General features: G+C 70.9%; 22 protein-coding genes. 9 read left to right on the top strand and 13 right to left on the bottom strand.

Translation table 11 applies throughout. The features are described from left to right. Positions 1-21: 21 nt before the first annotated feature. The 6 genes from sitI6 to LXT23_RS20625 all read right to left on the bottom strand — a co-directional run bounded on the left by sitI6 (position 22) and on the right by LXT23_RS20625 (position 6,394). Positions 22-810 (bottom strand): SitI6 family double-CXXCG motif immunity protein, encoded by a 789-nt coding sequence (gene sitI6 / locus LXT23_RS20600; protein WP_253981916.1) that lies wholly within the window; start codon positions 808-810, stop codon positions 22-24. A gap of 4 nt (positions 811-814) precedes the next feature. Then, positions 815-1,483 (bottom strand): SitA6 family polymorphic toxin lipoprotein, encoded by a 669-nt coding sequence (gene sitA6, locus LXT23_RS20605; protein WP_256560958.1) that lies wholly within the window; start codon positions 1,481-1,483, stop codon positions 815-817. Between the two features lie 72 nt (positions 1,484-1,555). Continuing rightward, complete coding sequence (locus LXT23_RS20610; RefSeq protein ID WP_323379061.1) at positions 1,556-2,395, bottom strand: c-type cytochrome; 840 nt, start codon at positions 2,393-2,395, stop codon at positions 1,556-1,558. Positions 2,396-2,422: 27 nt separating this feature from the next. Further along, a complete protein-coding gene (locus LXT23_RS20615; protein ID WP_253981919.1) occupies positions 2,423-3,541 on the bottom strand; it encodes a metallophosphoesterase family protein in 1,119 nt (372 codons plus the stop codon). Between the two features lie 12 nt (positions 3,542-3,553). Then, positions 3,554-4,867, bottom strand: a complete 1,314-nt coding sequence (locus tag LXT23_RS20620; RefSeq protein WP_253981920.1) for a cytochrome-c peroxidase — start codon at positions 4,865-4,867, stop codon at positions 3,554-3,556. A 159-nt stretch (positions 4,868-5,026) separates the two neighbouring features. Beyond that, positions 5,027-6,394: a DUF2156 domain-containing protein gene (locus tag LXT23_RS20625; RefSeq protein WP_253981921.1), complete on the bottom strand. Its 1,368-nt coding sequence runs from the start codon at positions 6,392-6,394 to the stop codon at positions 5,027-5,029. A gap of 188 nt (positions 6,395-6,582) precedes the next feature. Between LXT23_RS20625 and LXT23_RS20630 the strand changes: the two genes are divergently transcribed. Then, positions 6,583-7,311 carry a hypothetical protein gene (locus LXT23_RS20630; RefSeq protein WP_253981922.1) on the top strand — a complete coding sequence of 243 codons (729 nt, stop codon included), beginning with the start codon at positions 6,583-6,585 and terminating at the stop codon, positions 7,309-7,311. Then, on the top strand, positions 7,308-7,895 hold the full coding sequence (locus LXT23_RS20635) for a hypothetical protein (RefSeq protein ID WP_253981923.1): 588 nt from the start codon (positions 7,308-7,310) through the stop codon (positions 7,893-7,895). The genes LXT23_RS20630 and LXT23_RS20635 overlap by 4 nt, the downstream gene beginning before the upstream one ends. 4 nt (positions 7,896-7,899) lie before the next feature. Here the strand turns inward: LXT23_RS20635 and LXT23_RS20640 are convergent, their stop codons facing one another. After that, positions 7,900-8,586, bottom strand: a complete 687-nt coding sequence (locus tag LXT23_RS20640; RefSeq protein WP_253981924.1) for a hypothetical protein — start codon at positions 8,584-8,586, stop codon at positions 7,900-7,902. Positions 8,587-8,729: 143 nt separating this feature from the next. On the opposite strand from LXT23_RS20640, the gene LXT23_RS20645 reads away from it, so the two are divergent. Then, on the top strand, positions 8,730-10,028 hold the full coding sequence (locus LXT23_RS20645; RefSeq protein ID WP_253981925.1) for an amino acid permease: 1,299 nt from the start codon (positions 8,730-8,732) through the stop codon (positions 10,026-10,028). Between the two features lie 185 nt (positions 10,029-10,213). Here LXT23_RS20645 and LXT23_RS20650 read toward each other — a convergent pair whose 3' ends face one another. Both LXT23_RS20650 and LXT23_RS20655 read right to left on the bottom strand, forming a co-directional pair. Beyond that, on the bottom strand, positions 10,214-11,167 hold the full coding sequence (locus tag LXT23_RS20650; RefSeq protein ID WP_253981926.1) for a biosynthetic peptidoglycan transglycosylase: 954 nt from the start codon (positions 11,165-11,167) through the stop codon (positions 10,214-10,216). Between the two features lie 263 nt (positions 11,168-11,430). Beyond that, positions 11,431-12,168 carry an NlpC/P60 family protein gene (locus LXT23_RS20655; protein ID WP_253981927.1) on the bottom strand — a complete coding sequence of 246 codons (738 nt, stop codon included), beginning with the start codon at positions 12,166-12,168 and terminating at the stop codon, positions 11,431-11,433. Positions 12,169-12,519: 351 nt separating this feature from the next. Between LXT23_RS20655 and LXT23_RS20660 the strand changes: the two genes are divergently transcribed. The 3 genes from LXT23_RS20660 to LXT23_RS20670 are packed head-to-tail and all read left to right on the top strand — an operon-like array spanning position 12,520 to position 16,829. Further along, positions 12,520-12,873 carry a hypothetical protein gene (locus LXT23_RS20660; protein ID WP_253981928.1) on the top strand — a complete coding sequence of 118 codons (354 nt, stop codon included), beginning with the start codon at positions 12,520-12,522 and terminating at the stop codon, positions 12,871-12,873. A 42-nt stretch (positions 12,874-12,915) separates the two neighbouring features. Beyond that, positions 12,916-15,468, top strand: coding sequence for a M1 family metallopeptidase (locus LXT23_RS20665; protein WP_253981929.1), 2,553 nt, complete (start codon positions 12,916-12,918; stop codon positions 15,466-15,468). Beyond that, positions 15,465-16,829, top strand: a complete 1,365-nt coding sequence (locus tag LXT23_RS20670) for a DUF6986 family protein (protein WP_253981930.1) — start codon at positions 15,465-15,467, stop codon at positions 16,827-16,829. Before LXT23_RS20665 ends, LXT23_RS20670 begins: the two co-directional genes overlap by 4 nt. A gap of 69 nt (positions 16,830-16,898) precedes the next feature. Here the strand turns inward: LXT23_RS20670 and LXT23_RS20675 are convergent, their stop codons facing one another. Then, positions 16,899-17,960, bottom strand: a complete 1,062-nt coding sequence (locus LXT23_RS20675; RefSeq protein WP_253981931.1) for a zinc ribbon domain-containing protein — start codon at positions 17,958-17,960, stop codon at positions 16,899-16,901. A 285-nt stretch (positions 17,961-18,245) separates the two neighbouring features. Here LXT23_RS20675 and LXT23_RS20680 point away from each other — a divergent pair, with 285 nt between their 5' ends. From LXT23_RS20680 to LXT23_RS20690, 3 genes are all read left to right on the top strand, one after another. Then, the gene (locus LXT23_RS20680; protein ID WP_253981932.1) at positions 18,246-18,932 is read left to right on the top strand and encodes a hypothetical protein; all 687 of its coding nucleotides are present in this window, start codon (positions 18,246-18,248) and stop codon (positions 18,930-18,932) included. 361 nt (positions 18,933-19,293) lie between these two features. Next, on the top strand, positions 19,294-20,397 hold the full coding sequence (locus LXT23_RS20685; protein WP_253981933.1) for a hypothetical protein: 1,104 nt from the start codon (positions 19,294-19,296) through the stop codon (positions 20,395-20,397). A 27-nt stretch (positions 20,398-20,424) separates the two neighbouring features. After that, positions 20,425-20,919, top strand: coding sequence for a hypothetical protein (locus LXT23_RS20690; protein ID WP_253981934.1), 495 nt, complete (start codon positions 20,425-20,427; stop codon positions 20,917-20,919). A gap of 33 nt (positions 20,920-20,952) precedes the next feature. On the opposite strand, the gene LXT23_RS20695 is transcribed toward LXT23_RS20690, so the two are convergent. The 3 genes from LXT23_RS20695 to LXT23_RS20705 form a co-directional block, all read right to left on the bottom strand. Next, positions 20,953-22,023, bottom strand: coding sequence for a DUF2804 domain-containing protein (locus tag LXT23_RS20695; protein ID WP_253981935.1), 1,071 nt, complete (start codon positions 22,021-22,023; stop codon positions 20,953-20,955). Between the two features lie 144 nt (positions 22,024-22,167). Beyond that, positions 22,168-23,340, bottom strand: coding sequence for an ABC transporter permease (locus tag LXT23_RS20700; RefSeq protein WP_253981936.1), 1,173 nt, complete (start codon positions 23,338-23,340; stop codon positions 22,168-22,170). Beyond that, positions 23,337-24,071, bottom strand: a complete 735-nt coding sequence (locus tag LXT23_RS20705; protein WP_253981937.1) for an ABC transporter ATP-binding protein — start codon at positions 24,069-24,071, stop codon at positions 23,337-23,339. The genes LXT23_RS20700 and LXT23_RS20705 overlap by 4 nt, the downstream gene beginning before the upstream one ends. Position 24,072 lies beyond the last annotated feature (1 nt).

Consider the following 24,072-nt stretch of genomic DNA (forward strand, 5'->3'; position numbering starts at 1 on the left):
CCGGAAGGAGGCGAAGCGCTCTCACGCCGAGCCGCCCGCGGCGCGCTTGCGAGCTGGTGCGGCTCGGGGTGATTTGCGTGCGGGCTTGGAGGACTGGACTGGCAGCTCACGGAAGGTCAGGCCGTCGAGCTCGAAGCGCTCGACGACCTTCTTGAAGCGCTCGGTGACGACGAGAACCATCGAAGAGCTCAGCAGCCGGAAGATGTCCAGGTCCCTGGGGAGCGAAGCCTTGTCGAGGATGAGGTGCTTCGGAAGCGTGAGCCCCTGGCGGCCGCACTTCGGGCATGGAGGAGGGAGGCTGCGTGGAAGGCAGTCCGGATGCAGCCTGCCGCGCGGCTCCAAGTGCAGGTCGAGCAGTTCCGGAACGCCCTTCGGACGGAAGAGCATCTCCGTCCGAACGCCTCGCAGCCCGCGAAGCCCTTCTGCCTGTAGCAGGTCCAGGACATCAGGCTGGACAAGCAAATCGTCGGCGTACTGATGGAGGAAGGCTGAGAATGGCCCCCTGGCTTTTCCCACCAGAGAACCAAACGTGGTTCCGGGTTTGAGCGGGAAGCCAGGAGGCAGCAGCGGGCGGACCTGCTCACGCAGGCGCTCGAACTCCTCGAAGTCCTCCTCCAGATAAGCCTTCGACAGCTTCTTTCCGACTGGATGGTCGGAGAGGTCTACAGCGGGGTAGTTGAGCCCCGCGCCGCCCCAGGTCGCCTTGCACTCGGGACAGACCACCCCTGGCAGGAGCCATTTGTGGCGCGCGTTATAGCTACCTTTCTTATGCGCAATGTCGCCGGAGTCGAGTTGGTAGAAGCGCGGCATGGTGTCAGTAGTCCAGGGGTGGGCCCACAAGTAGATGGTAGGGCAGAATGGGCCCTACCAGGTCGAAGCGGATGATCAACTCGCGCGCATAGCGATACATCTCCTCCTTGGTTGCTCCCTCGTGTCTCTTGCGAAAGTCCCTCCAGGCCGCGTTCCACGGACCGCCATCTACGCCCTTGTGGATGCGCTTGTGGGTCTCCAGGTCGAGCAGCATCGTCTCCTGATGGATGTTGATGCCCTGAATCTCGAACCACTCCCTGAGCCCCTCCTGTCGCGGGAAGATGTGGTGCTTCTCGCGAGGCTGAGAAGCCAACGCCTTCGCCATGGCCAGCAGTCGCTTCTGACTGGGCAGCAGTTCCCGCCCATGCCAGTGAATCTCGAAGACGGGCTCCGCCCTCCCCGGGAACTGCCACACCGTGCTCCAGTTCCGCTGCGGTGAGCCGACCGCGCTCGGCGGAAGCACGAACGTGCCCCGCGTCCGGACCAGCCGCCCGGGCTCCACGTCCTCGCAGCGGAAGAGGCCACAGGCCTCCTCCGCGCACAGGAACGTGACGCACGCGCCCTCATCGAGCCGGCTGTATGCCTCCAGGTACTCCGCCACACCCGAAGGCGGCGGAGTCGACGCACAGGAGGCCAGCACTACGGAAAAGCACAGAACCGCGAGCCGCGACATTCAGCCCCCCAGCCAGTCCCACCACGGACTGGCCGGAGGTCATATCAACACCGCACCGCACCCGTAACGCAGTTACTTCTTCCCGTACTCCAGCGGAGTCCCCTTCCGCTTCGCGTAGATGTACGCCTCCATGGCGCGCATCCTCGGGTCGTCATCCGCGAGCGGCTTGCCGCGCGCCGGGTTCTCGATGCACCAGTTGATCATGTCGCGCAGCAGCGCCACGCGGCCCAGCTGCACCTGGTACTTCGGGTACGTCTCCGGGTGCGTATTGGACGCGTCCGGGTGGCACATGTCGCAAGACACCGCCACCGTGCCGCCAATCGCCGCGGCATCGTGGAAGATGCGGTTGCCCTCCTCCACGAACGCCTGCGTGGACGCCGCCCAGATGGCCTCGTCCCGCTCGGAGAACGCGCCGTACGTGTGCCCGTCCTGGATGCGCGCGCCCTGCTGTTGCTGCACCGCCCTGCCGCCGCTCTCCGCCGTGACGCCGCCCTCCTTCACCGGACCGCCCGACGTGGGCTTCTCCGGCGTCCGGGGCACCGCCGGCGGGCTGCGAGGCCCCTTGGGGTCCGGGCTCGGCGGAGGCTTCGGCGCCTGCGCCACCCCCGGCAGCTGCACCGGGTCCCAGTTGGCGTTCGGGTTCTTCTTCAGCCACTCCTCCATCAGGGCTCCCGACACGCGCAGCGCCTGCTCGCGCGTCAGCGGCTGCCCCTCCTTCACGCCGTCCACCTCCATGGACGTCTCGCCATCGCACAGGCCAATCACCAGGTCGCCGTCCTTCGACTTCGGCAGCGGGTGCTTCTTCACCTCGGGCGTCGTCGGGGCGGCCACGGGCCGCGGCTCGGGGCCGCCGGCCAGGGCCACGCCCCCAGCGAAGGACAGCAGCGCGCCCGTCCCCACAAGCAGCTTCATCCGGAAGGTCATGGTGTCCTCTCGCGCTCAGTAGCTCGGCAGCTTCGTTCGGGGCGGCGCATCCTGCTTCCCACCCGACGCGAGGTAGCTCGCGCGCACGGAGATGGGGTTGCGCTCCCAGAGGTTGTACAGCTTGTCCACCAGTCCCGCCTCCAGCACATCCATCCGCCCGTCCCCGCAGCCGTCGAACTGGCTGAACGGGTCCGGCCGGTTCATCTGCACCGTGAGCTTCGGCAGCCCCTCCGGCGCGTACGGCCACGGCCACGCCGTGGACAGCATCCCGTGGAAGTGGATGTTGTCGATGCGGTTGGTGAGCAGTTGGTGCGTGTGCCCGTGGATGACGGTGACCTTCTCGAAGGGCTTGAGCAGCGCCTGCACCTCGTCCGCGTCGTCCGTCCAGAAGTTCCAGGGCTTGTAGTACTTGTAGAGCGGCGAGTGGCTGAACACGATGACCGGCGTCTTCTTGTCCACCTTCGCCAGGTCCTGCTTCATCCACTCGCGCTGCGGGCCGCCCACCTCGAAGCGGGACTGCAGGCCGTTGTCCAGGCCCGCGACAATCTTCATCCGCTCCATGGGCGTGAGCTTCTTCTCCGTCCAGAAGTCCTTCTCCAGGATGGAGTTGAGCACCACGAAGTGCACGCCCTTGTGGTCGAACGAGTAGTTCGGCGCGCCGAACAGCTCCTTCCACAGGTCCCCCATGTCGAGGAACCAGTCGTGCTCGCCCACCATCATCTTCACGGGCGCCTTGAGGCTCTTGAGAATCTGCGCGCCCAGCTTCAGCTCAGCGGCCTGTCCCAGCTGCGCCAGGTCTCCGCCGAACAGGACGAAGTCCGGCTGCGGATCCAACGCATTCACGTCGTCCACCGCCTTGAGGATGGCGCGGACGAACCGGTCATTCAGCTTCTGCTCGTACAGGTGCGTGTCGGAGATGTACGCGAAGGAGAAGCGCGGCTTGGTCCCCTGCGCCTCGGCCACGTTGACCAGCTGGAAGCTGTGCGGCGTCCTCAGCCCCAGGCCCGCCACCAGGCCGGCGGAGATGCCCGCCACCCTCATGAACGCGCGGCGGTCCAGCTTCTGCAAATCGCGGAAGAAGGCGTCGCGCTCCTCGTGGTGCTTCGTCTCGATGCTGCGGAACTTGTTCCCCATGGGCGGCGCCTCCTAGTTCTGCTTCGTTGAAGCGGGCTTCACGGACGTCTCGGTGCCGTACACCCCGACCTCCGCCGGGTTCTTCACCGCGAGGTCCGGGTTGGGCGCCAGGTCTCCCAGGTTGCCCTTCTTCCCCAGGGCCACCGCCGTGTCGCGCTCCGGGCGCTGGCTCTTCCGGGCGCGCTGCTCGGCCAGCCGCTTCGCGTTCTGCTTCGCGAACTTCTCGTCCGTGAGGGTGAACATGAAGGCCACCAGGTCGTCGATTTCGGGCTCCGTCAGCCCCAGCCGCTGCATGCCCCCGTCCAGGTACGGGTTGGGCACGCCGCCCTTGTTGTAGTGGTCCATGACGTCCCACAGCGTGGTCAGCGAGCCGTCGTGCATGTACGGCCCGGTGATGCCGATGTTGCGCAGCGTGGGCGTCTTGAAGGCGCCCACGTCGTTCTCCTGCTTCGTCACCAGGAAGCGGCCCAGCTCAGAGAAGCGCGTCTCCAGCGCCAGCTCGTCAATCTGCTTCTCGTCGCCGGTGCGCACGACCTTCAGCCCCTCGCGCGCCAGCTGCACGAAGTCCTGCTTGTGCGCGGCGATGCCGATGTTGTGGAACTTCTGGTCGCTGAACAGCGGCGAGACGACGTTGCCCGCGTGGCAGGAGTTGCAGCGCGCCTTGCCATTGAAGAGGGCCCAGCCCCGGCGCTCGGACTCGTTGAGCGCCTTGGCATCGCCCTGGATGAAGCGGTCGAACTTCGCGTTGCCGGAGTACAGCGTGCGCTCGAAGGCGCCGATGGCCGCCGCCAGGTCGTCGTAGTTGACGTCGCGGTTGAAGACCTTGCGGAACTCCGCCGCGTACTCGGGGATGGCCTTCACCTTGGCCACCACGGCTTCCGGGTTGGGCATGCCCATCTCCCGCGGGTTGAGGATGGGCAGCTTCGCCTGGTCCTCCAGCGTGCCCGCGCGGCCGTCCCAGAACTGCGACGCATTGAACATGGCGTTGAGCACCGTGGGGCTGTTGCGCGTCACCTTCTGCCCCTTCACTCCCTCGGACACGGGCTTGCCGTCTGCGAAGCCGAAGTTCTCGTCATGGCAGGTGGCGCACGACACGGAGTCATCCACGGACAGCCGCTTGTCGTTGAAGAGCTTCTGGCCCAGCGCCACCCGCTCCGGCGTGGGGGCGCGGTCCGCCGGCACCGAGACCTTCCAGAGCACGGCGGACACGCCCGGCGGAAGGTCTGGAGGGGGTGGAGCAGGTTGCTTCGGAGGTGGCTCGGCTTGCCCGGTGAGGGCGTACAACATGACGGCGAGCGGCAGGGCGACGCCGGACGAAGGACGCATGCTCTCCCCTTCCTTCCAGCCACCTGACGCATCGCGAGGAAGTCGCAACGCGCGGGCTGGAACAAGGCTTTCTCGAAACCACCATTGTCCTGGGGTTCCGGTCCAGACGGGTGGGGCGCCAGTGTCTGGCACTGGAGGGTTGGACGCGGAAGAGTTCCTCTAGCGAACGGGAAGGCGCAAATCCCTGGCGCTGAAGAGCAGCGCGGAAGCGGAGGCGGGCGCGAGCACCGCGGCGGTGATGACGACCCAGTCCACGACGCCGCGGGCGAGCGCCGCGTTGTAGGTGGCGGCCTGGACGAAGGTGAGACAGGCGTCCGCGGCGGTGAGCACGCCCATCGCGGTGGCCAGTCCGTCCCGCCAGCGCCGCACCAGCGAGAAGAAGCCGACGCACAGGCCAATATCGAACAGTACCCACCCCCACTGCACGGCCGTGGAGGGGAACCAGCGCCGGGTGAAGGGGAGCGCCAGCAGCGCGGTCCACGGCACCAGCAGGACGGCCAGTGCGTTCACCAGCAGCCGGGGTCGCCGGAGCACCGTGGCCACGCCGAAGCGCACCAGGCTGCCCCGAGCGAAGGCGCGCAGCGAGTCGTAGACGGCGGCCAGCCCGCGTCCCGGCGCGGGGTACGCCACGTGGATGGGCACCCAGGTGTCCGGACGGAACTTCGCCTTGAAGGCGCGCAGGCCCTCGAAGTCGAACAGCGGCCTGCCACAGGCTCGCGCCAGCCGCAGCCAGGGCCGCACCGGCCCGGAAAGGGGCGCCAGCCCCAGCGTCACGTAGCGCCGGCCCTCCGCGGCCGCCGCGCGCATGGCCGCGTCCACCAGCGACTCGGCCGTGCCGTTCGGTGCCTCCGGGTCCCTCAGCAGGTCCTGGAGGAACCAGCCCTCGCGTGCGTACACGGGCGACACCGCCAGGAAGCCCACCACCGTCCCGTCCACCTCCGCCGCGAAGGCACGTCGCTCGCGTGCGAAGGTGTACGGGCGCAGCTGCACCAGGAAGCCCATGGGCGCCATCCGCCGCGACGCCAGCCAGCGCGCCTGCAGCCGCTCCACCGCCTGCCGGGTGGGATGGGCCGGGTCCTCCAGCACCGCCGCGGGCACCTCGCGCACCTCCACGCCACGGGAGCGCGCACGGCGCAGCTGCTCGCGCAGGCTCCGGCTGCCGCGCACCACCTCATGCCAGTGCGTCGGGTCCCACACCGGCTGCTCCCCCACCGGCAGGGCCTCCATCGGCACCCGCTCCGTGAAGCGGGGCTCGGTGGCGAAGAAGCACACGCGCCGGCCCGCCTCGCGCGCGGCCGCCTGGAAGGCCCCGGCCACGTGCGGCAGTCGCTCCTCCGAGGCGATGGGCGCCCCCGCCGCGACCCACGCGCCCCCCGTGTCCACGTACGCCACGCACGCGTCGCCCGCCGGGTCGAACCAGTAGTGGAAGCCCGGCTGGAGCACCTGGAAAGAAGTCGCGTTCCACCCATACTGGCGCAGCAGCTCCAGCACGCGCGGCCGCTCGTCGGGGACCGGCTCCAGTTCCATCCGCTCCCCGTACTCCAGCGCACGCCAGGTCGCGAACGAGAAACACGGCGGGGCCCGCCCGGCCGCCCATCCTCCAGAAGCGGGCCTGCCCGCAGCGGTGAGGAGTGGACAAAAGCCCCGCGGCGGAAGCCGCCTCCGGTGGGATTCCGCAATAGACAGGCGCGGCCCTCTCTCCAGGAGCAAGTGGCGTGACCTACCGATGTCCAGCCAGCGCGCGAGGCCCCCTCCTGGCCTGCGCGCTCGGCACCCTGTCCCTTCCCTCCCTCGCCTCCGCCGAGTCCTCCGAGCCCTCGGGCGTCCGCACCAACACCGCGCGCCTGATGACCACGGACGCGGCGGAGGTCATCGACGCGCCGGTGCTCGGCCTCCAGCGCACGGCGCTGCCACTCTTCGCGGGGCTGGCCGTGGACACCTCCGTCTACGCGGATGCGCTGCTGGCGCCCAACCTGGGCCTGCGCTGGGCGGTGGCCGCCGGCCCGCACCGCGTGGTGCTCGGCGCGCGCTACACGCACTTCGTGGGCGCCTCCACGTACTCGGACATCGTCACGGGTGAGACGCCAGCGCTGCGCAGCTTCGAGCCAGAGCTGTCCGGCCCGTCCTTCTACGGCGTCTACGGCCTGGCGCTGGGCCCGCTGCTGGTGCAGGGCGAGGCGCGGTACGCGCACTACACCTCCGACTACCTCTCCTTCACCGGTGGCGTGGGCTTCAACTTCCTCGGCCACTGGTCCGTGGTGGGCGAGGCCGGCGTGCGCGTGGAGGGCGGCTCCGCCTTCCGCGCCGCGGCCGGCATCCGCTACGGCGGTGACGGCTTCGGCTTCGGGCTGGGCGCCGCCTACGTGGACATGAGCGACCCGGCCCTTCCTGGCGAGAGCCTCCCCGTCCTCCCCGTCTTCGACCTCTCCTGGACCTTCCGATGATGACCCGCGCCCTCCTCGCTTCCTGCCTCCTGCTGCTGTCCGCGTGCTCGGCGGAAATCGTCGTGCAGACCGAGCCCTTCGACCAGACGGTGCCCGTCACCTCGGTGCTCCAGCCCGTCTACGCGGAGGTGGCGTTGGACCTGCCGGAGGAGACAGTCAACACGCAGGACCTGGACATCATCGTCGACGAGGTCTCCGCCACGCTCACCGTGGTGAACCCGTCACCCACGCTGACGCTGCGCACCTCCGCGCGGCTGTCCTTCACCGGCACGGCCACGCCCGAGCAGCCGCGGACGTATACGGACCTCGACCGGCCCAACTACTACAACACCGCGGTGGAGGTCCTTCCGGTGCGCGACTTCCTGCCCAACACGCGCACGGCCGTGGTGGTGGACACGCCCGCGCTGAAGCAGGCCATCGGCAGGCGGCGCGTGTGGTTCATCGTCAGCAACACGGTGGTCCGCAGCGGCATCGGCACGCCGCAGCTCCCGGTGAGCATCCAGCTCGAGGACATCGTCTTCCAGGCCGTCATCACCAAGCCCTTCCCCGGGCTGGGTGGCGCGCTGGAGGTGGGCGGGCTGTAGCGCCTCAGCGGGACGCGGGCGTGGCCTCGCGCTTCACCGCGTCCCGCACCCAGGCCCGGTCCTCGGCGGACAGCACGCCGAGGCACTTCGCGCAGTAGTGGCCGCTGCTCTTGTCCGCGGACTCGATGGCCTTGCCCTGCGCGTCCGCCATGACACAGCCCTCCGTCTCGCAGTGGTCGAAGCCCAGCGTGTGGCCGAACTCGTGGACGGCCAGGTCCGCCACGCGCCGCATGAGCACGTCCTCCGTCGGGCTGCTCTTGCGGTAGATGTACGTGGACACCACGCAGGCCAGGCCGTCGAGGGTGCCCAGGCCGCCGACGCGCCAGTCGTGGATGTCCTCCTTGGTGGTGGAGATTTCCGCGTCGGTGACGGCCACCACCTTCCACGCGCCCTCCGGCGGGTCCTTGTCGATGGCCTCCAGCAGCTTCTCCGCGCGCCAGCGGCTGCGCGGGGCGTAGTACGCCTCCTTCGGCAGCTCCCGCCGGGGCTCGAAGCGCACCTGCACGCGCAGGCGCGCCTGGACTTCCTGGGCCACCCGCTGCAGCACCTCCTGCTTCACCTTGCCGAAGGGGAGGATGGCCACCACCCGCTCGGAGCCCGGCGCGGGCGACGCGGCCGAGGCGGGCAACCCCACGAGCAGCAAGGAGAGGACCCACAGCGGCAGCAGGAGCACACGGGAGGTGGAGTGCATGTGCGCCATCGTAGCCGCGCCCTCCGTGAAGCCGTCAATCGGCCGTACCGAGGATGCCGAAGTGGTCATAACGAAGTGGCCGGGAGTGGCCATTGTCCGGACCACTTGGGTGGGAAATACGTCGGTGGAGAAAGTGAGGAGTCATGTCATCCAGCACGGCCACCGCGACCCACCTTCCCACCAGTGCTCCGGGACGAGAGCAGCCGCTGCGCCGCACCCTGGGGTTGTGGCAGGGCGTGTCGCTCTACGTGGGCTCGGTGCTGGGCACGGGCGTGCTGGTGCTGCCCGGGGTCGCCGCGGAGACGGCGGGACCGGCGTCGGTGCTGGCGTGGCTGGGGCTGGTGCTGCTGTCGCTGCCGCTGGCGCTCACCTACGCCGCGCTGTCGCGCCAGCGCGCCGACGCGGCCGGGTTCTCGGATGCGATTGAGCGCGCCTTCGGCCCTCGCTGGGGCGCGGTCTCCGGCTGGCTCTTCCTGGCGCAGGTCCCCACCGGCACGGCGGTGGTGGCGCTCATCGCCGGCGAGTACGGCGCGAGCGTCTTCGGCGGAGGCAGGACGATGGCCCTCGTGCTCGGCGCGGGGCTGGTGGCCTTCGCCTATGCGGTGAACTTCGTGGGCCTGCGCGTCAGCGCGATGGCGCAGCTGGTGACGCTGGGGGTGATTGTCCTGGGCCTGGCGTTGATTGTCGGACGCGCGCTCCCGGAGGTGGAGCCCCGGGCCTTCACGCCCTTCTTCGCCAAGGGCCCGGCGGCGGTGGGGCTCGCCGCGGTGCAGCTCTTCTGGGCCTTCGTGGGCTGGGAGGCCATCACCCCGCTCGCGCGGGAGTTCAAGGACCCGCGTGACATCTGGCGGGCCAGCCTCCTGGCCGTGGGCATCGTCGGCCTCGTGTACCTGCCGCTCGCCATCGTCACGGTGGGCACCGGGGCGCAGGGCGGCTCGGGGAGTGCGCAGGCGTCGCTGGTGATGCTGGCCGGGCATGTCTTCGGGCCCGGCGCTTCGCGGGTGGTGGGCATCGCGGGGCTGCTGCTCTCGTTCATCCCGCTGAATGCGTATGTCGCGGGGACGAGCCGGCTCGCCTTCGCGCTGGGCGAGCGCCGCCAGCTCCCCTCCTGGGTCGGCGTCACGTCCGCGTCGGGCACGCCCCACCGGGCGCTCGCGGCGCTCTGTGTCGTCGCGATGCTGGCCCTCGGGGTGACGTGGGCGGCCGAGCTGCGAATCGCGGACCTGCTGCCGTACTCGACGTCGTCGTTCCTCGCGACGTACGTCCTGTCGATGGCCGCCGCCGTCCGGCTGCTGCGCCCGCCTGTGTCCTACGCGGCCATCGTGTCGCTGGTGGTGTGCACAGGGGTGTTCTTCTTCGTGGGCACGCTCATCGCGTGGGTCGCCGCCATCTCGGTCTGCGCGCTCGTCTACCAGCGCTTCGCGCAGGCCCGCCCGGGGTGACGCTCAGGACGTGGGCGCGTCCGGCAGGCACAGGCGCCCTTGTGGAATGAACGTTCCTTCCGGGCCATGGCGGCCGGGAGGGGGCCTGGCGGTTCGACGTCCGTATGCCCCGGGCTGGACACGACCGCCAGGCGCTCCGTGAGGATGCAACCGGCGGGGCCGCAGGCCCCGAGCAGCGCGCGCCGTCACTCGCCGTCGTCCTCGTCGTCGCCACCCGCCGGCTTGCGGCCCAGCAGCCGGTCGATGTCACCGCGGGCCTCATCCGCCTGTGCCGCGCTGATGCGGCCCACGGACGCGAGCTGGTCCACAATCCAGTGCGCGCGCCGCCACAGCGCCCGCGAGCCGGAGGAGGGCGAGCGCTTGCGCGGCGCCGGCAGCATGGCGGCGAGGATGGCCCCCTGCGCCACCGTGAGCTGGGACGCGGACACGCCGAAGTGCTCCCGCGCGCCGGCCTCGATGCCGTAGACGCCCTGCCCCCACTCGGCGACGTTGAGGTACAGCGTGAGGATGCGCTTCTTGGTGAGCGCCTCCTCCAGCCGGTGCGCCAGTATCAGCTCCTTCGCCTTGCGCAGGAGGCTGCGGTCCGTGGACAGCCAGAGGTTCTTCGCGAGCTGCTGGGTGATGGTGGAGGCGCCCCGTCCCAGGCGGCGCCTCTCCCACGCTTCCTCCAGGGCCTTGCGGACCTCCGAGGTGTCCACGCCCTCGTGGACGTAGAAGCCGGCGTCCTCGGAGATGAGCACCGCGGCCACCGCGTGCTTGGAGACGGCATTCAGCCCCACCCAGTGCTGGCGTCGCCGGGCCTTCTTCCCCTCCTCCCGCGCCTGCTCCGCCCGCCATTCAATCAGCGCGGTCGTCTTCGGGTTCTCCTTCTCCAGCGGCTCGGCGGAGGGCAGCGTGACGTACTCGTACACCGCGAAGGCGAGCAGCAGCCCCGCGAGCACGAGCAGCACCTTCTTGCGCCGGGAGCCACGCCACCAGGACGAGGCGACGCCAGCGGGACGGGCTGGCGTGCCCGAGGGCGTCACCGAGACGCCATGACGAGCCTGGGTGCCCGAGGGTGTCGCCCCTTCGCCAGGGGATGGCGCCCCGCCCGGAGGCGGCACCGCGTCGTGGGGACGGGCCGAAGTCCCAGGAGGCATCGCCGCTTCCTCCGACACGGGCAATGCGGAAGGAGCGCCCTGCTCGGGCCCGTCGGGTTCCATCCGTGCGCGCTCGGGCTCCTCGGGCTCCGGAGCCGGTCGACCATCCGTGCTGGACATCAAGACCGTGCATAGCGCCTCCGGCCCCTGGCGTCACCCCCACCTCCTCCGCCCGAGGGGGCGTCCCCCGCGAAGGTGCAGGCACCACCGCTCCGCCAGCGTGCGGTCGGGACGCGCGGAGCTTCGTCGGCGGCTCCACCCGGCTACCGTTGTTTCACCTTCGCCCGGGCCACGGAGAATGGCGCGGGCGTGCTCTTCCACCGCTCGTCGACGGAGGCGAAGCCCGCCACCAGCTCGCCCGCGAGGTACCCGCGGTTGCGCTTGTCGCGGCGGCGCAGCCAGTCATTGAGGATGCGGCCCTTCTCGTCCTTCCGAGCATCGGGGCGCGCCAGGTTGAAGTGGCCGCGCTTCACGCCATTGCCCGCGCGGTGGACGAACGTCACCGTGCCGTCCGCGCCCACGCGCTCGACGATGCCGATGTGCGTGAGGCCGTCGTTGAGCCGTCCGTCGCGGTTGCGGTCATGCGTGTTCCGGAAGAACACCATGTCCCCCGCGCGCGGCGTCTCGCGAAGCGTGCCCAGGTCCCCCGCCTTCCGGTAGATGGCCTTCACCCCGTTCTCTCCGGGGAGGGTCCGCTCCGGCATCAGGCTGAGCCCGGGCTTGCGGTACGCCAGCTGCGTCAGGCCCGAGCAGTCATCGTTCACCGAGGTGCTCACCGTCGACAGCGAGCGCAGCCCCACCCAGTTCTTCGCGCGCCACACGGCCCGCTCCGCCAGGGACACGGTGGCCTGACGCTTCGGCGCGCTCTTGCGCGCGGCCTCCGCCGCTCCGCCCCACAGCAGCATCCCCACCACCGCCCCCACCCAGACGCCTCGATGCATGCCCGCGCGATAGAGCAACCGGCGTGCCCGGCCCGCCCGGCCGCTCGGACGTCCACTCACGGACATCCCCCAGGGCAGCGCGGCGACCCGCTGTGTGGAATCGGTTTCCCATCCGGGACGCAGGGGCGGCCACGAACGGAATCCTCCGGCTCACCCGAGGGCATCCACCGCCCCGTCCCCGGCTGGGACGGAGCCCGCATCCGCGGAGCTTCAGCGCCACGAACCCGGAGGCCAGCCAGCAGCGAGGCGCGTCGCGCCATTCCCAACCCCCAGCGGAAGCCAACCCGCGCGGCGATGCCCGGCCGGGTGCTAGGAACGGCGGCGGTGCGAGGGAGCGCCCCTCCGGCTCCAGCGCCGGGTCGCCCCACCCGCCAGGTTGCCCTACCTTCGAGGCGAGGGAGTCCGTCCGCCGTGCCCTTCGACTACTACGACGACCTCACCCCGGCGCAGCAGCGCGTCTACCGCATGAGCGACAGCGTCAGCGCGCTGCGCATCCGGCAGGCCCGGACGCTCGCGCCCCGGGTGAAGGCCCTGCACGACGCCCTGGCCGCCGGCGGCCGCCCCGCCCTGGAGCGCGCCACCGCCGAGCTGGGGGTGGAGCTGTGCGAGCGGCGCTGCTGGAGCTGTCCGACTCCTTCCACACCGAGGGCTTCTTCCAGCGCGAGTCCAGCCTCTTCCACCAGCTCGTCCCACGCCCGCCCACCTCCCCGAAGTCGGTCTCGAGGTTGGCAACCAAGGGTGAGACGCCTGACACCGGTGACTTAAGTCCAGTCACGCGGCGGCGCTGAGGCTAGATTTCGCCTTCCTATGGCGCATCCGACCGAAGACAAGAACTTCCGCCTGCCGACCACCCTCCGCCCCCGCCGCTACGCGGCCACGCTCACCCTGGACCTGGACGCGAAGGCCTTCTCCGGACAGCAGACCCTGGACCTGGAGGTGGCGGAGCCCTCGAAGGAAATCATCCTCCACGCCATCGCCTTGCAGCTGGGGGACGTGACGCTGCGCGTGGGCGGCGAGCAGCGCAAGCCCGCCTCCATCCAGCCCATGCCGGCGAGCGAGACGGTGGTGCTCCGCTTCGACGCCCCGGTGCCCAAGGGCGCCGCCACGCTGGACGTGGCGTGGACGGGCCGCTTCACGGAGGGCCTGCGCGGCCTGTACCAGGCCGGCAAGGTGGCGGCCACCCAGTTCGAGGCCGCCGACGCGCGCCGCCTCTTCCCCTCTTTCGACGAGCCGGCCTTCAAGGCGCGCTGGGCCCTCAGCGTGCGCGTGCCCAAGGGGCTCACCGTGCTGGGCAACGGCCCGGTGGTGAAGGAGGAGCAGGACGGTGCGCTGACGAAGTTCACCTTCCAGGAGACGGAGGTGCTCAGCAGCTACCTCATCGCCCTGGTGGTGGGCCCGCTGGTGGGCACGCCCGCGCAGGACGTGGAGGGCGTGCCGGTGCGCACCTGGTCCCTGCCGGAGAAGGCGCACCTGACGCGCTTCGGCCAGGACGTGGCCCTGGCCGTCCTCCCCCGGCTCCAGGACTACTTCGGGCTGCCCTATGCCTTCACCAAGGTGGACCAGGTGGGCATCCCCGACTTCGAGGCGGGCGCCATGGAGAACGCCGGCCTGATTACGTACCGCGAGGTGGCGCTGCTGCTGGACCCGGCCACCGCGCCCCTGTCCGTGCAGAAGCGCGTGGCGGAGGTGGTGACGCACGAGCTGGCGCACCAGTGGTTCGGCAACTGGGTCACCATGGTGTGGTGGGACGACCTGTGGCTCAACGAGGCGTTCGCCACGTGGATGGCCTTCAAGATTGTGGACCAGTGGCGCCCCGAGTGGCGCATGTGGCTGGACTTCGACGCGCACCGCGCCAGCGCGCTGTACCTGGACGCGCTCAAGTCCACGCACCCCATCCACGGTGAGGTGCGCAACGCGGGCGAGGCCGGTGAGAGCTTCGACGCGATTACGTACGAGAAGGGCGGCGCGGTGCTGCGGATGATTGAGGGCTTCCTCGGCGAGGGCCCCTTCCGCGAGGGCATCCGCCAGTACATGCGCAAGCACGCGCGCGCCAACGCGGTGAAGGAAGACCTGTGGAACGCGCTGGGCGCCGCCGCGAAGCAGCCGGTGGAGGAGCTGGCCACCGCGTGGGTGGGCCAGAGCGGCTTCCCGCTGGTGACCGCGCGGCTGGACGGGCGCACCCTGCACCTGTCGCAGCGGCGCTTCTACTCGGAGCCCGGCGTGGAGAGCGGCGAGAAGTGGCCCGTGCCCATGGTGCTGCGCTTCGAGGACGGCGGCGGCGTGCATGAGCAGCGCGTGCTGCTGCGCGACACCCAGGCCTCCGTGAAGCTGGAGGGCTCCGGCGACGTGAAGTGGCTCACGGCCAACGCGGGCTCCACCGGCTTCTACCGGATGGCGTACGACAAGGCGGCGCTGGAGAAGCTGGCGGTGAACGTCAAGGCGCTCGCGCCCTCGGAGCGCATCTCCCTGCTGGCGGACCAGTGGGCGCTGGTGCGCTCGGGGCAGGCGTCGGTGGCGGACCTGCTGGATCTGGCCGCCCGCTTCGGCGACGAGGAGGACGACTCCGTCCTGGACGAGCTGGTGGGCCGGCTGGCGTACATCGAGAGCCGGCTGGTGGACGGCGACGAGCAGGTGCGCTTCCGCGCCTGGGTGGAGAAGCTGCTGGGCCCGGGGCTCAAGAAGCTGGGCTGGCAGTCGGCGCCGGGCGAGTCGGACCGGGTGAAGCTGCGGCGCGCGGCGCTGGTGCGCGCGGTGGGCGGCCTGGCGCGAGGCCAGGAAGCGCTCGCGGAGGCCCGCCCGCGCGTCATGCGCATGCTCCAGGGAGACCGGGACGCGGTGGAGCCCAACCTGCTGGACTCGGCGGTGGCCATGGTGGCGCGCGCCGGGGACACGGCCCTGTTCGAGACCTTCCTCTCGAAGGTGCCGAACGAGCCGGACCCGGCCACGCAGCGCCGCTACCTCATGGCCCTCACCGGCTTCGAGGACCCGGCGCTCGCCGCGCGCGCGCAGAAGCTGCTCTTCACCGACACGGTGAAGACGCAGGACGTGGCCAGCTTCGTCGCGGGCCTGCTGGGCAACCGCACCGGCCGCGAGGGCTGGTGGAAGCAGATGCGCGAGGGGTGGAAGGACGTGGTGGCCCGCACCGGCAGCGCGCCCATGCTGCTGCGCCGCATCGTCGAGGCCATGGGCATCCTGCGCACGCGCGAGCACTTCGAGCAGGTGCAGGCGCTGCTGAAGGCGAACCCGGTGCCGGAGGCGCAGCAGGCCACCGCGCAGACGCTGGAGCGGCTGTCGCAGGACGTCGCCCTGCGTGAGCGCTGCACCCCCGAGGTGTCGGCCTGGCTGAAGAAGCAGCCGTGAAGACGACGCTCACGGCGGCCCGCCTCTCCGGCGCGCGCGAGGCCCTGCGCAAGGCCAACGCGGACTTCGAGCGCGTCTACCCCGGCGAGTCCCCTCGCCGGCAGCCGGTGCACGTGGTGTACGGCGGGGCCCACCTCTTCCGCGCGGGGACGGCGCGGAAGCTGGGGGACCTCGCCCTGGCGGCATTGAAGGAGTACGCGCCGGACGCGGCCGAGCTGGCCCATGGCCTGGGCCTGCCCCAGCGTGGCCGCTTCGCCCAGCGCGTCTACGGGCGCGTGGTGGACAAGCTCGAGCGCGAGCCGGTGGAGGACCTGCGCATCGACTTCGAGGACGGCTACGGCCACCGCCCCGACGCGGAGGAGGACGGACACGCCGTCTCCGCCGCGGAGGAGCTGGCCCGGGGCCTGGAGCAGGGCTCGCTGCCGCCGTTCATCGGCCTCCGGGTGAAGTCCTTCACGGAGGAGCTGTACGAGCGCTCCTCGCGCACGCTGGACCTGTTCCTCACCACGCTGCTGGAGCGCACGGGCGGGAAGCTGCCGCCCTCCTTCGTCGTCACCCTGCCCAAGGTGTCGCTGCCGGAGCAGGTGGCCGCGCTCGCGCGCATCCTCGACGTGCTGGAGGAGGAGCGCGGGCTGGCGAAGGGCTCGCTGGGCCTGGAGCTGATGGTGGAGACGCCGCAGTCCCTCTTCGACCGCGAGGGCCGGCTGCACCTGCCCCGGCTGGTGGCGGCGGGAGAGGGTCGCTGCACCAGCGTGCACCTGGGCGTGTACGACTACACCGCCGCGCTCAGCGTGAGCGCCCACGCGCAGAGCATGCTGCACCCCGCCAGCGACTTCCTGCGGGACGTGGTGCAGGTGTCGCTGGCGGGCACCGGCGTCATGCTGGCCGACGGCGCGACGAACATCATGCCCATTCCGCCACACCGGGGCGAGGGCACCGCCGGGGTGCTGCCCACGCAGCGGCGGGAGAACATGGAGGCGGTGCACCGGGTGTGGCAGCTGTCGTACCGGCACATCCGGCACTCACTGGAGCGCGCCTGGTACCAGGGGTGGGATTTGCACCCGGGGCAGCTCCCCGTGCGCTACGCGGCCGTGTACGCCTTCTTCCTGGAGGGGCTGGATGCGGCGTCGCGCCGGCTCAAGGCCTTCATGGAGAAGGCGGCCCAGGCCACGCTGGTGGGTGACGTGTTCGACGACGCCGCCACCGGCCAGGGGCTGCTCAACTTCTTCCTGCGCGGGCTGAGCTGTGGCGCGCTGAATCAGGACGAGGTGCTCGCCACCGGCCTCACGCTGGAGGAGCTGCGCAGCCGCTCCTTCCGCGCCATCGTCGAGTCCCGCCGGGCCCGCGTCTCGGGCGGGTGAGGTCCCTGTTCGGAAATGTCGGGACTTTTCGCGGCGCGAAACCCCCGACATTTCCGAACAGCAAGCGCCTCAACCCGCCTCGGGGCCCGTCCCGCGCCCCTGGCGGAACTCGCGCACCACGGCGGCGTCGATGGCCAGCACGCCCGCGAGGAACAGCACGGGCCCCAGGTGCATGGCGAGGCCGAGCAGGCCCCACAGGGTGAGCAACCCCGCGAGCGCGAGCGGCAGCAGGGGGGAGAGCGCGGCGCGGGCCCGGGGCACCGCGGCCAGCAGCGCGAGCGCCAGCAGCGACATCACCGCGAGCGGCGCTCCCACCCGCGCGCGTCCGGACGTGCTGTAGACGTGGTACGTGTTGGAGATGCCGGAGCGCCAACCGTAGTTCGACTCGTCCCAGCTCCGGCCGGTGGAGCGGCCGGTCTGGTCGACCTCGTGCACCGTGGACCGCTCGTAGCCGTAGCCGCCCAGGGACAGCCGGCTGTCGAGGCCCACGCCCCAGGTGAACAGCAGTGACACGGCGCACGCGGCGGCGCCGGCGAGCACCCACCGCTTGAAGCGCGCCGCCCCGGGCCGGGGCCGCAGCTCCGGCGCCGACGCGGAGGACGCCCGGAAGACGCGCCACTGGACGTAGCCCAGCACCACGGCGCCGAGGAGCCAGAGCAGGGGCACCAGCCCGTAGCCCAGCTTCAGGAAGGCGAAGGTGAGCGTGAGCCCAGTGAACAGCGGCAGGAAGGCCGCGTGCGACGCCACGTGGACGACGCGCTCCAGCGGCGGCGCGACGGGGCGTCCCGCGGCACGCCACTCGCGCGCGCCCAGCAGCACGCTGCCCGCGAGCATCACCACCGACCATGGCAGGCCGATGGTGCCCGCCAGCATGGGCAGCCCCGGCAGGAGGACGGCGGCGGCCACCAGCCCCGAGCCGAGCAGCGGCAGCGAGCCTCCGGGAAGCCGCTCGCGCAGGCGGGGGTCCTCCAGCAGGGACTGAACGGCACGGCCCGCGGCCTCGGCGGTGCGGCGGGCCGCCTCGGCCGCGTCTTCCACGGGCGAGCCGGCGGGCGTGACGTCCCGGCCACAGTGGGGACAGGTGGGGCCGTGCGCGGACGGAAGGGGCTGGCCGCAATGCGAGCAGAGCATGAGGCTCTTCGTAGCAGCGGAAGGGAGCGCAGCCTATCGCCACGGCAGATGGCGCGAACGCGGGCGGACTGTCGCAAAGGGCACATGGCAACACATACGTAATTCTGCTGTGACAATGGACATACAAGAACAATCCCATCAGCCCTGGACCTGAAACATGCAATGCCATTACTCTCGAAACGCCACACACGAAGAGGAGGGGGACGTGACGTGCGTGTATCAGCGTCCGCACTCGAGCTACGTGCGCCCTGCCCTCCTCCTCGGCGTCCACCGAGGAGCAGACACGTGACACACCGCCTGACCCGTCTCATCCCGTCACTCGTTCTCGTCACTCTTGCCCTGGCCTGCTCGGGCCCTGAAGCGCAGCCCTCCACGGAGCCGACGGCTCCCGAGGGTCAGGAGCGCATCGAGACGCCCTCCGAGGAGGGCAACGTCACCGCAGCCTCGAACATCTCCTTCTGTGGAATCGTGCCCGGCTGCCCCGAGGGCTACGCCCCTGTCCGGGCCCTGTGTACGGCCGAGTGTTACGTGCGTGGCTACAGCTGCGACTGGGGCCACAACTACGTCGAGTGCACGCCGGTGCAGGCCAGCGGGTCAATCTCCGCGAACCCCACGACGGTGAGCATCAACCTCAACCAGACCAGCACCGGCACGACGGAGATCTGCTGGGACGTCGACAACGTCTCCACGGGTGAGGTCTGGGTGAGCATGAATGGCGCGCCCGAGTCGCTCTTCGCCAGCGGCTCCAGCGGCTGTCAGTACGCAAGCTGGATCCAGGCGGGAAGCACCTACAGCTTCAACCTCTACGCGGGCTCGTCCCACAGCAACCTCCTCGGCAGCGCCGGTGTCACGGGCTCTGGCTACTACGGTCCGCCGCCGGAAGAGCCCATCTGCAATCCCGCCACCTGCCCCAGCGGGTCGGATTGCCGGTGCGGCGACGTGTGCTGGCCGCGGAACCGGGAGTGCCCGTAGGCCGGGGCGGGGTGCGCCAGCGCAGGCACTGAGCCTGGCGTCCACGGTGCGGCGACGTGGCCTGCGAAGGTAGCGCCCCGAACACTCAGGTCCTGAACCGTGCCGCGGGAGCCTTCCCGCGGCACGGCGTTTCGCCGGATTGCTAGAGTCGCCCCTCCCTTCTCGCGGCAGCGCCCCGAGTCCTCCGATGCGGCGATTCGCCCTCCTGCTCTGCCTCGCCACGGCCTGTGCCGGGCCCTCTCGGACCTCCCGCCCCGGAGCCGAGCCCCCCGGCCCCCGCGCGCAGACACCCGCCCCGCCGCCAGCTCCCGAGCCCAGCGGCCCGTTCGCGCGTGAGTTGCCGGAGCTCCCCAGACACCGGGTGGACTCGCCCGAGCGCGTCTTCACCGCCCAGGTGGAAGCGAGCGCCCCGCCCACGCTGGCCCGCCACGAGGGCTCCACGCGCCTCGACATCCCGCTGGGCACCGGGGCCGCGCTGGCGTGCTTCGTCTACGAGCGCCCCCTGGACGCAGCGGGAGCACTACTGGCCGTGGCGAACGCGGTCCGCGCCGGCCCAGGCGTCACGGTGCGGCACATGGAGCCCACGGAGGTCCTGCTCGTCCCGGGCGCCCCGGCCCTGTTCCTCCGAGTGGACTACGAGACGTCCACGCCTGCCGGCACGGGTGCGGGGCAGATGAAGCTGATGGTGAGCGCGAGCCCGGAGCTGCCCCTGCTGTGCGCGCACGACGAGCCCGGCTACACGCGCACCTTCCGCCGCATCACCACCGCCCTGGCCACGTCGCTCCAGGTGCCCGGAGGCGCACGGAAGCCCGCGCGCGGCGAAGAGCTCCACGTGATGAAGCTGGACGGACGGCTCGCCGGCTTCGGCTGGCGCGCGTCGAGGCGCATCGGCGATGGAAGCACGCGCACCGAGGCCAGCACCAGCCTGCTGCTCCCCAGCGCGGGAGGCGGACTGCGTGCGGAGGACACCACCACCACGACGCTCACCGACGAACAAGACCACCTGACGGAGCTGCGCCATGCCCGCGCGGAGGATGGAGCCCTCGCCCTGCAGGTGACGCTGCGACGTGAGCGCAAGCCGGTGGCCGCTACCGCCCCCGCCGCCGAGCCCGGCACCCTGTACCGCTACGAGGGCCGCGAGGGGACACGCGCCATGAAGGGCACCTTCACCTCGAAGCGAGGGCTCGCCACGGAAGACGACGTCAGCTTCTCCGTGCGCAAGTGGCTGCTGTCCGGCGAAAGGCCGGAGGTGGTCCTCGACGTGTACCGCCCTCAGGAGAACGTCACCGCCCCCACGGAGCTCACCCTGCGACGAGAGCCCAAGGCAGGTCCGCGAGCCCTCACGCTGACCCTCGGCACCCGCACCGCGAAGGCGCGAGCGAACGCCCAGGGCCTGCTGGAGTGGATGGAGCTGGCCCGCCCTGAAGGAAGGCTCACCTCCGAGCTCATTCACGCCTCGCCCTGACCCCCGTCCCGTGCGAGAAAGAGCGCCATGGACCTGCTACGCGAATTCTCCCGTGTCTATGTGGCGGAGGCGTTCATCGAATTCCTCTTCGACAACGGGTATCTGGACTACGACTGGGCCGGCGACAAGGACCCGGACGAGATGAGCGCGGAGGAGCTCCGCCCCGCGCCGCTGTCCATCGACAGACTCCAGGATGCCGCGGGGGATTTCTGGAACGCCTCCGGCGGGCGGCTCCTCTTCTACGCCTACCAGAACGTGGACGAGCACGCGCGGACGCCCGAGCTCCGGAAGTACGCTTACACCGAGGCCCGGTGGGACGTCTCCACGGCCGTCCACGCGCTGTGCCGGACTGGCAAGGTCTACCAGTCCCGCAGGCTCCCCAGGAAAGAGGTCGTGCTCTTCACGGGGAGCGCCGAGAAGGTCCTCGCCGCCAACCTCCATGTGCTGAGCGCCAAAGCCGAGGAGCACACGACGCGCGACGACTACCTCGCCTTCCAGGAGGAGGCGGACCGCGAGGCGTAGACGGCAGGCCCGGCCCGAGGCCGCCGTCTCACCTCACCACAGCATGTCCTGGTCCTCGGTGACGCCGGGCACGTTGGACAGCTCCAGCGTGCGCCCGCCCACCTTCACCGTGCCGGAGAAGAAGCCCACCGGCTGCGCGAAGTGGCTCACCACCAGGCGCAAGTCCCGCTCCTCGCGGTGGACGTAGAAGGGCTGGAAGCGCAGGTCCACCGCGCCGTCCGTCGTCACCAGCCGCCACGGCTCCATCAGCTCCTTCGCGTTGTACTCGAACCGCGCGCGCCCCAGCGGGTACAGCCGGTCTCCCAGCCACAGGGCGTTCTCGTTCGCCTCGACGTTGCTCTCGTTGAAGCCCTCCACCAGGTTGACGCCCACCGGCGTCCCGTCCGCCAGCCGTCCCGCGGCGAAGGCCCAGCGCCACGCGGTGTGCCGCGCCAGGTAGCCCTGCGTGTAGTCCATGCCGCCCACGCCGCCATCCAGCCGGAAGCGCTTGCCGCCCGCCTCGAGGCTGCCGAAGGACAAGAGGCCGTTGCGCTTCATCGTCACGTTGACGAGCCCGTCGCCCTCCACGGGCGCAATCACCGTCAGCGCGGGGGGGCCACCGGCCACCAGCAAATCTCCGGACCACTGGAACGACTGGAGGCTGCCGGTGCGCAGGCGGCTGACGTCCACCGCCACGCGGTAGCGCTCGTCGTCCTCGCCGCGCTTGATGGACAGCTTGCCGCCCAGCGTCCGGAACGACGCGTTGAGCCCGGCCCCGGGCTTGTCACCCAGCTCCACCATGGGCCCGGGCGCGCCCAGGAAGCTCACGTCACAGAGCGGCTTGCGCTCGCGCAAGTCCAGCGCAACGGCGAAGGCGCTGGCCGTGTAGCCCAGGTCCACCACGGCGAAGAGGGCCGCCACCTCGGGCGTGGCCGCGAAGGTGTAGTGCCACCGCTTGCGCTTGAGCAGGCGGGTGGTGCGCGTGGGGGACCACCGGCCTTGCAGGCGGGGCAGGTCCACCTCGGGCAGCTCGCCCTGGTACGTACCGAATCGGGGTTCCCCCTGCGGGGTGGCCACGGAGGCCGGGGCGGGGGGCAGCAGGACGGCTTCGCGCTCGGGCATCATCTCCACCCATTGGAGGCCAATCGCCCGCGGATGTCATGCGGCGTCGTCACGCAAGGGCGACCCGGCGACATTGCCGTCCCCGGGACTACCCGGGGATGTGCGACGAAGGACGCATGCGGGCGCCCTCCATCCGGCTGGGAACCTTCAGCTCCGACCAAAGACGATGCGCTCGTGGGCGAGCAGGCGGGTGGTGAAGCGCAGCGCCACCACCGCCACCGCCACGCTGGACAGGGCGGCGATGATGAAGGGCAGCGGCCCCAGGACCTCCCCGCGCATCACCTCGCCGGCCAGCAACTCCTGCCCCAGCACCGGCACCGCGAACATCCACGGCTTCGTCTGCAGCGGAGACAGGGCCAGCACCATGCCCGGCAGCATGGGCACCACCATCAGCAGCGACAGGTACGTCTGCGCCTCCTTGAACGAGCGCGCATACGTGGAAACCCACATCTGCACGGCCGAGGCCGCCAGCGTCAGCGGCAGCACCGCCAGCGCCATGCCCAGGGCGGCGGGCGCGTCGAAGCGGGCCTTCACGCCCAAATCCTCCAGCGGCACCCGGCGCACCACCAGCAGATACGCCACCAGCGTGAGCAGCACCGCCGCGCACGCCATGGCCACGGTGGCCAGCCACTTGCCGGACACCACCGCGCCGCGAGGAGCGGGGTTGAGCAGCAGCGGCTCCAGCGAGCCGCGCTCGCGCTCTCCAGCCATGGTGTCGCTGGCCAGCTGCATGCCGCCCGCGAAGGCGGCCAGCACCAGGAACAGCGGCACCATGTTCAGCACGCCGGCGGCGGTGCGCTCCGGGGTGGACAGGTCCAGCTCGTCCACGCGCACGGGGATGGCCAGCTCCGGGGCGATGCCCCGCGCATACAGGCGCTGGTTGCCCAGCAGCTGCGCATACGCCTCCAGCAGCCGCCGCGCCCGCATCACCGAGTGGCGCGCGGACTGGCGCGAGCTGTCCACCACCAGCTGCACCTCGGCGGTGCGCCCCGTGGAGTACTCCGCCGAGTAGTCGTCCGGCACCACCACCACCACGTCCAGCGTGCCCGCGCGGATGCGCGCCTCGTAGTCCGCGGGCGCCTCCGACAGCGTGGCCCCGTAGCGCTCCAGGAAGGCCATCAGGCTGGGGGCATGGGCGCGCCCCACCACCGGCAGCTCGAGCGGCCGGTCCTGCCGGTACCAGGACGCCAGCAGGTTGAACATCACCAGGAAGACGACGGGACCCAGCAGCGGGAACATCAGCGCGGTGAGCACCGAGCGCCTGTCGCGCAGGTGGTCCTTGAGTTCCTTGCGGAAGACGGTGATGGCCAGGCGGCTCATTGCATCAGCCCCTGGTCTGTGCCGATGGTGGCCACGAAGGCCTCCTCCAGGCTGTCCTTGCCGGTAGCTGCGCGCAGCGCGTCCGGGGTCCCGTCCGCCACCACCCGGCCATGCGCCACCACGACGATGCGGTCGCACAGCGCGGCCACCTCCTGCATGACGTGGCTGGAGAACACCACGCACCGCCCTTCCGACTTCAGCCGCCGCAGCAGCGTGCGCACCGCGCGGGTGCTCATCACGTCCAGGCCGTTGGTGGGCTCGTCCAGCAGCACGTTGCGAGGCCCGTGCACCAGCGCCCGCGCCAGTGCCACCTTGACCCGCTCACCCTGGCTGAAGCCCTCGGTGCGCCGGTCGGCGATTTCCTTCATGTCCAGCAGCTCCACCAGCTCGTCCACGCGCCGGTCCAGGACCGCGCCCGACAGGCCGTGCAGCTCGCCGTAGTAGCGCGCGTGCTCGCGGGCGGTGAGGCGCGGGTAGAGGCCGCGCGCATCCGGCAGGACTCCCAGCGCCCGCCGAGCGTCCTCCGGCCGCTGCACCACGTCCACGCCGTCCACCAGCGCGGTGCCCCGGTCGGGCCGCACCAGCGTGTAGAGCATGCGCATCGTCGTCGTCTTGCCGGCGCCGTTGGGGCCCAGCAGGCCCGTAATCACGCCGTCCTCGGCGGTGAAGGACACGTCCTCCACGGCCGTCACGGCCCCGAAGCGCTTGTGGAGGTTTTTCGCCTCAATCATC

Source organism: Pyxidicoccus xibeiensis (genome assembly GCF_024198175.1).
Taxonomy (GTDB): domain Bacteria; phylum Myxococcota; class Myxococcia; order Myxococcales; family Myxococcaceae; genus Myxococcus; species Myxococcus xibeiensis.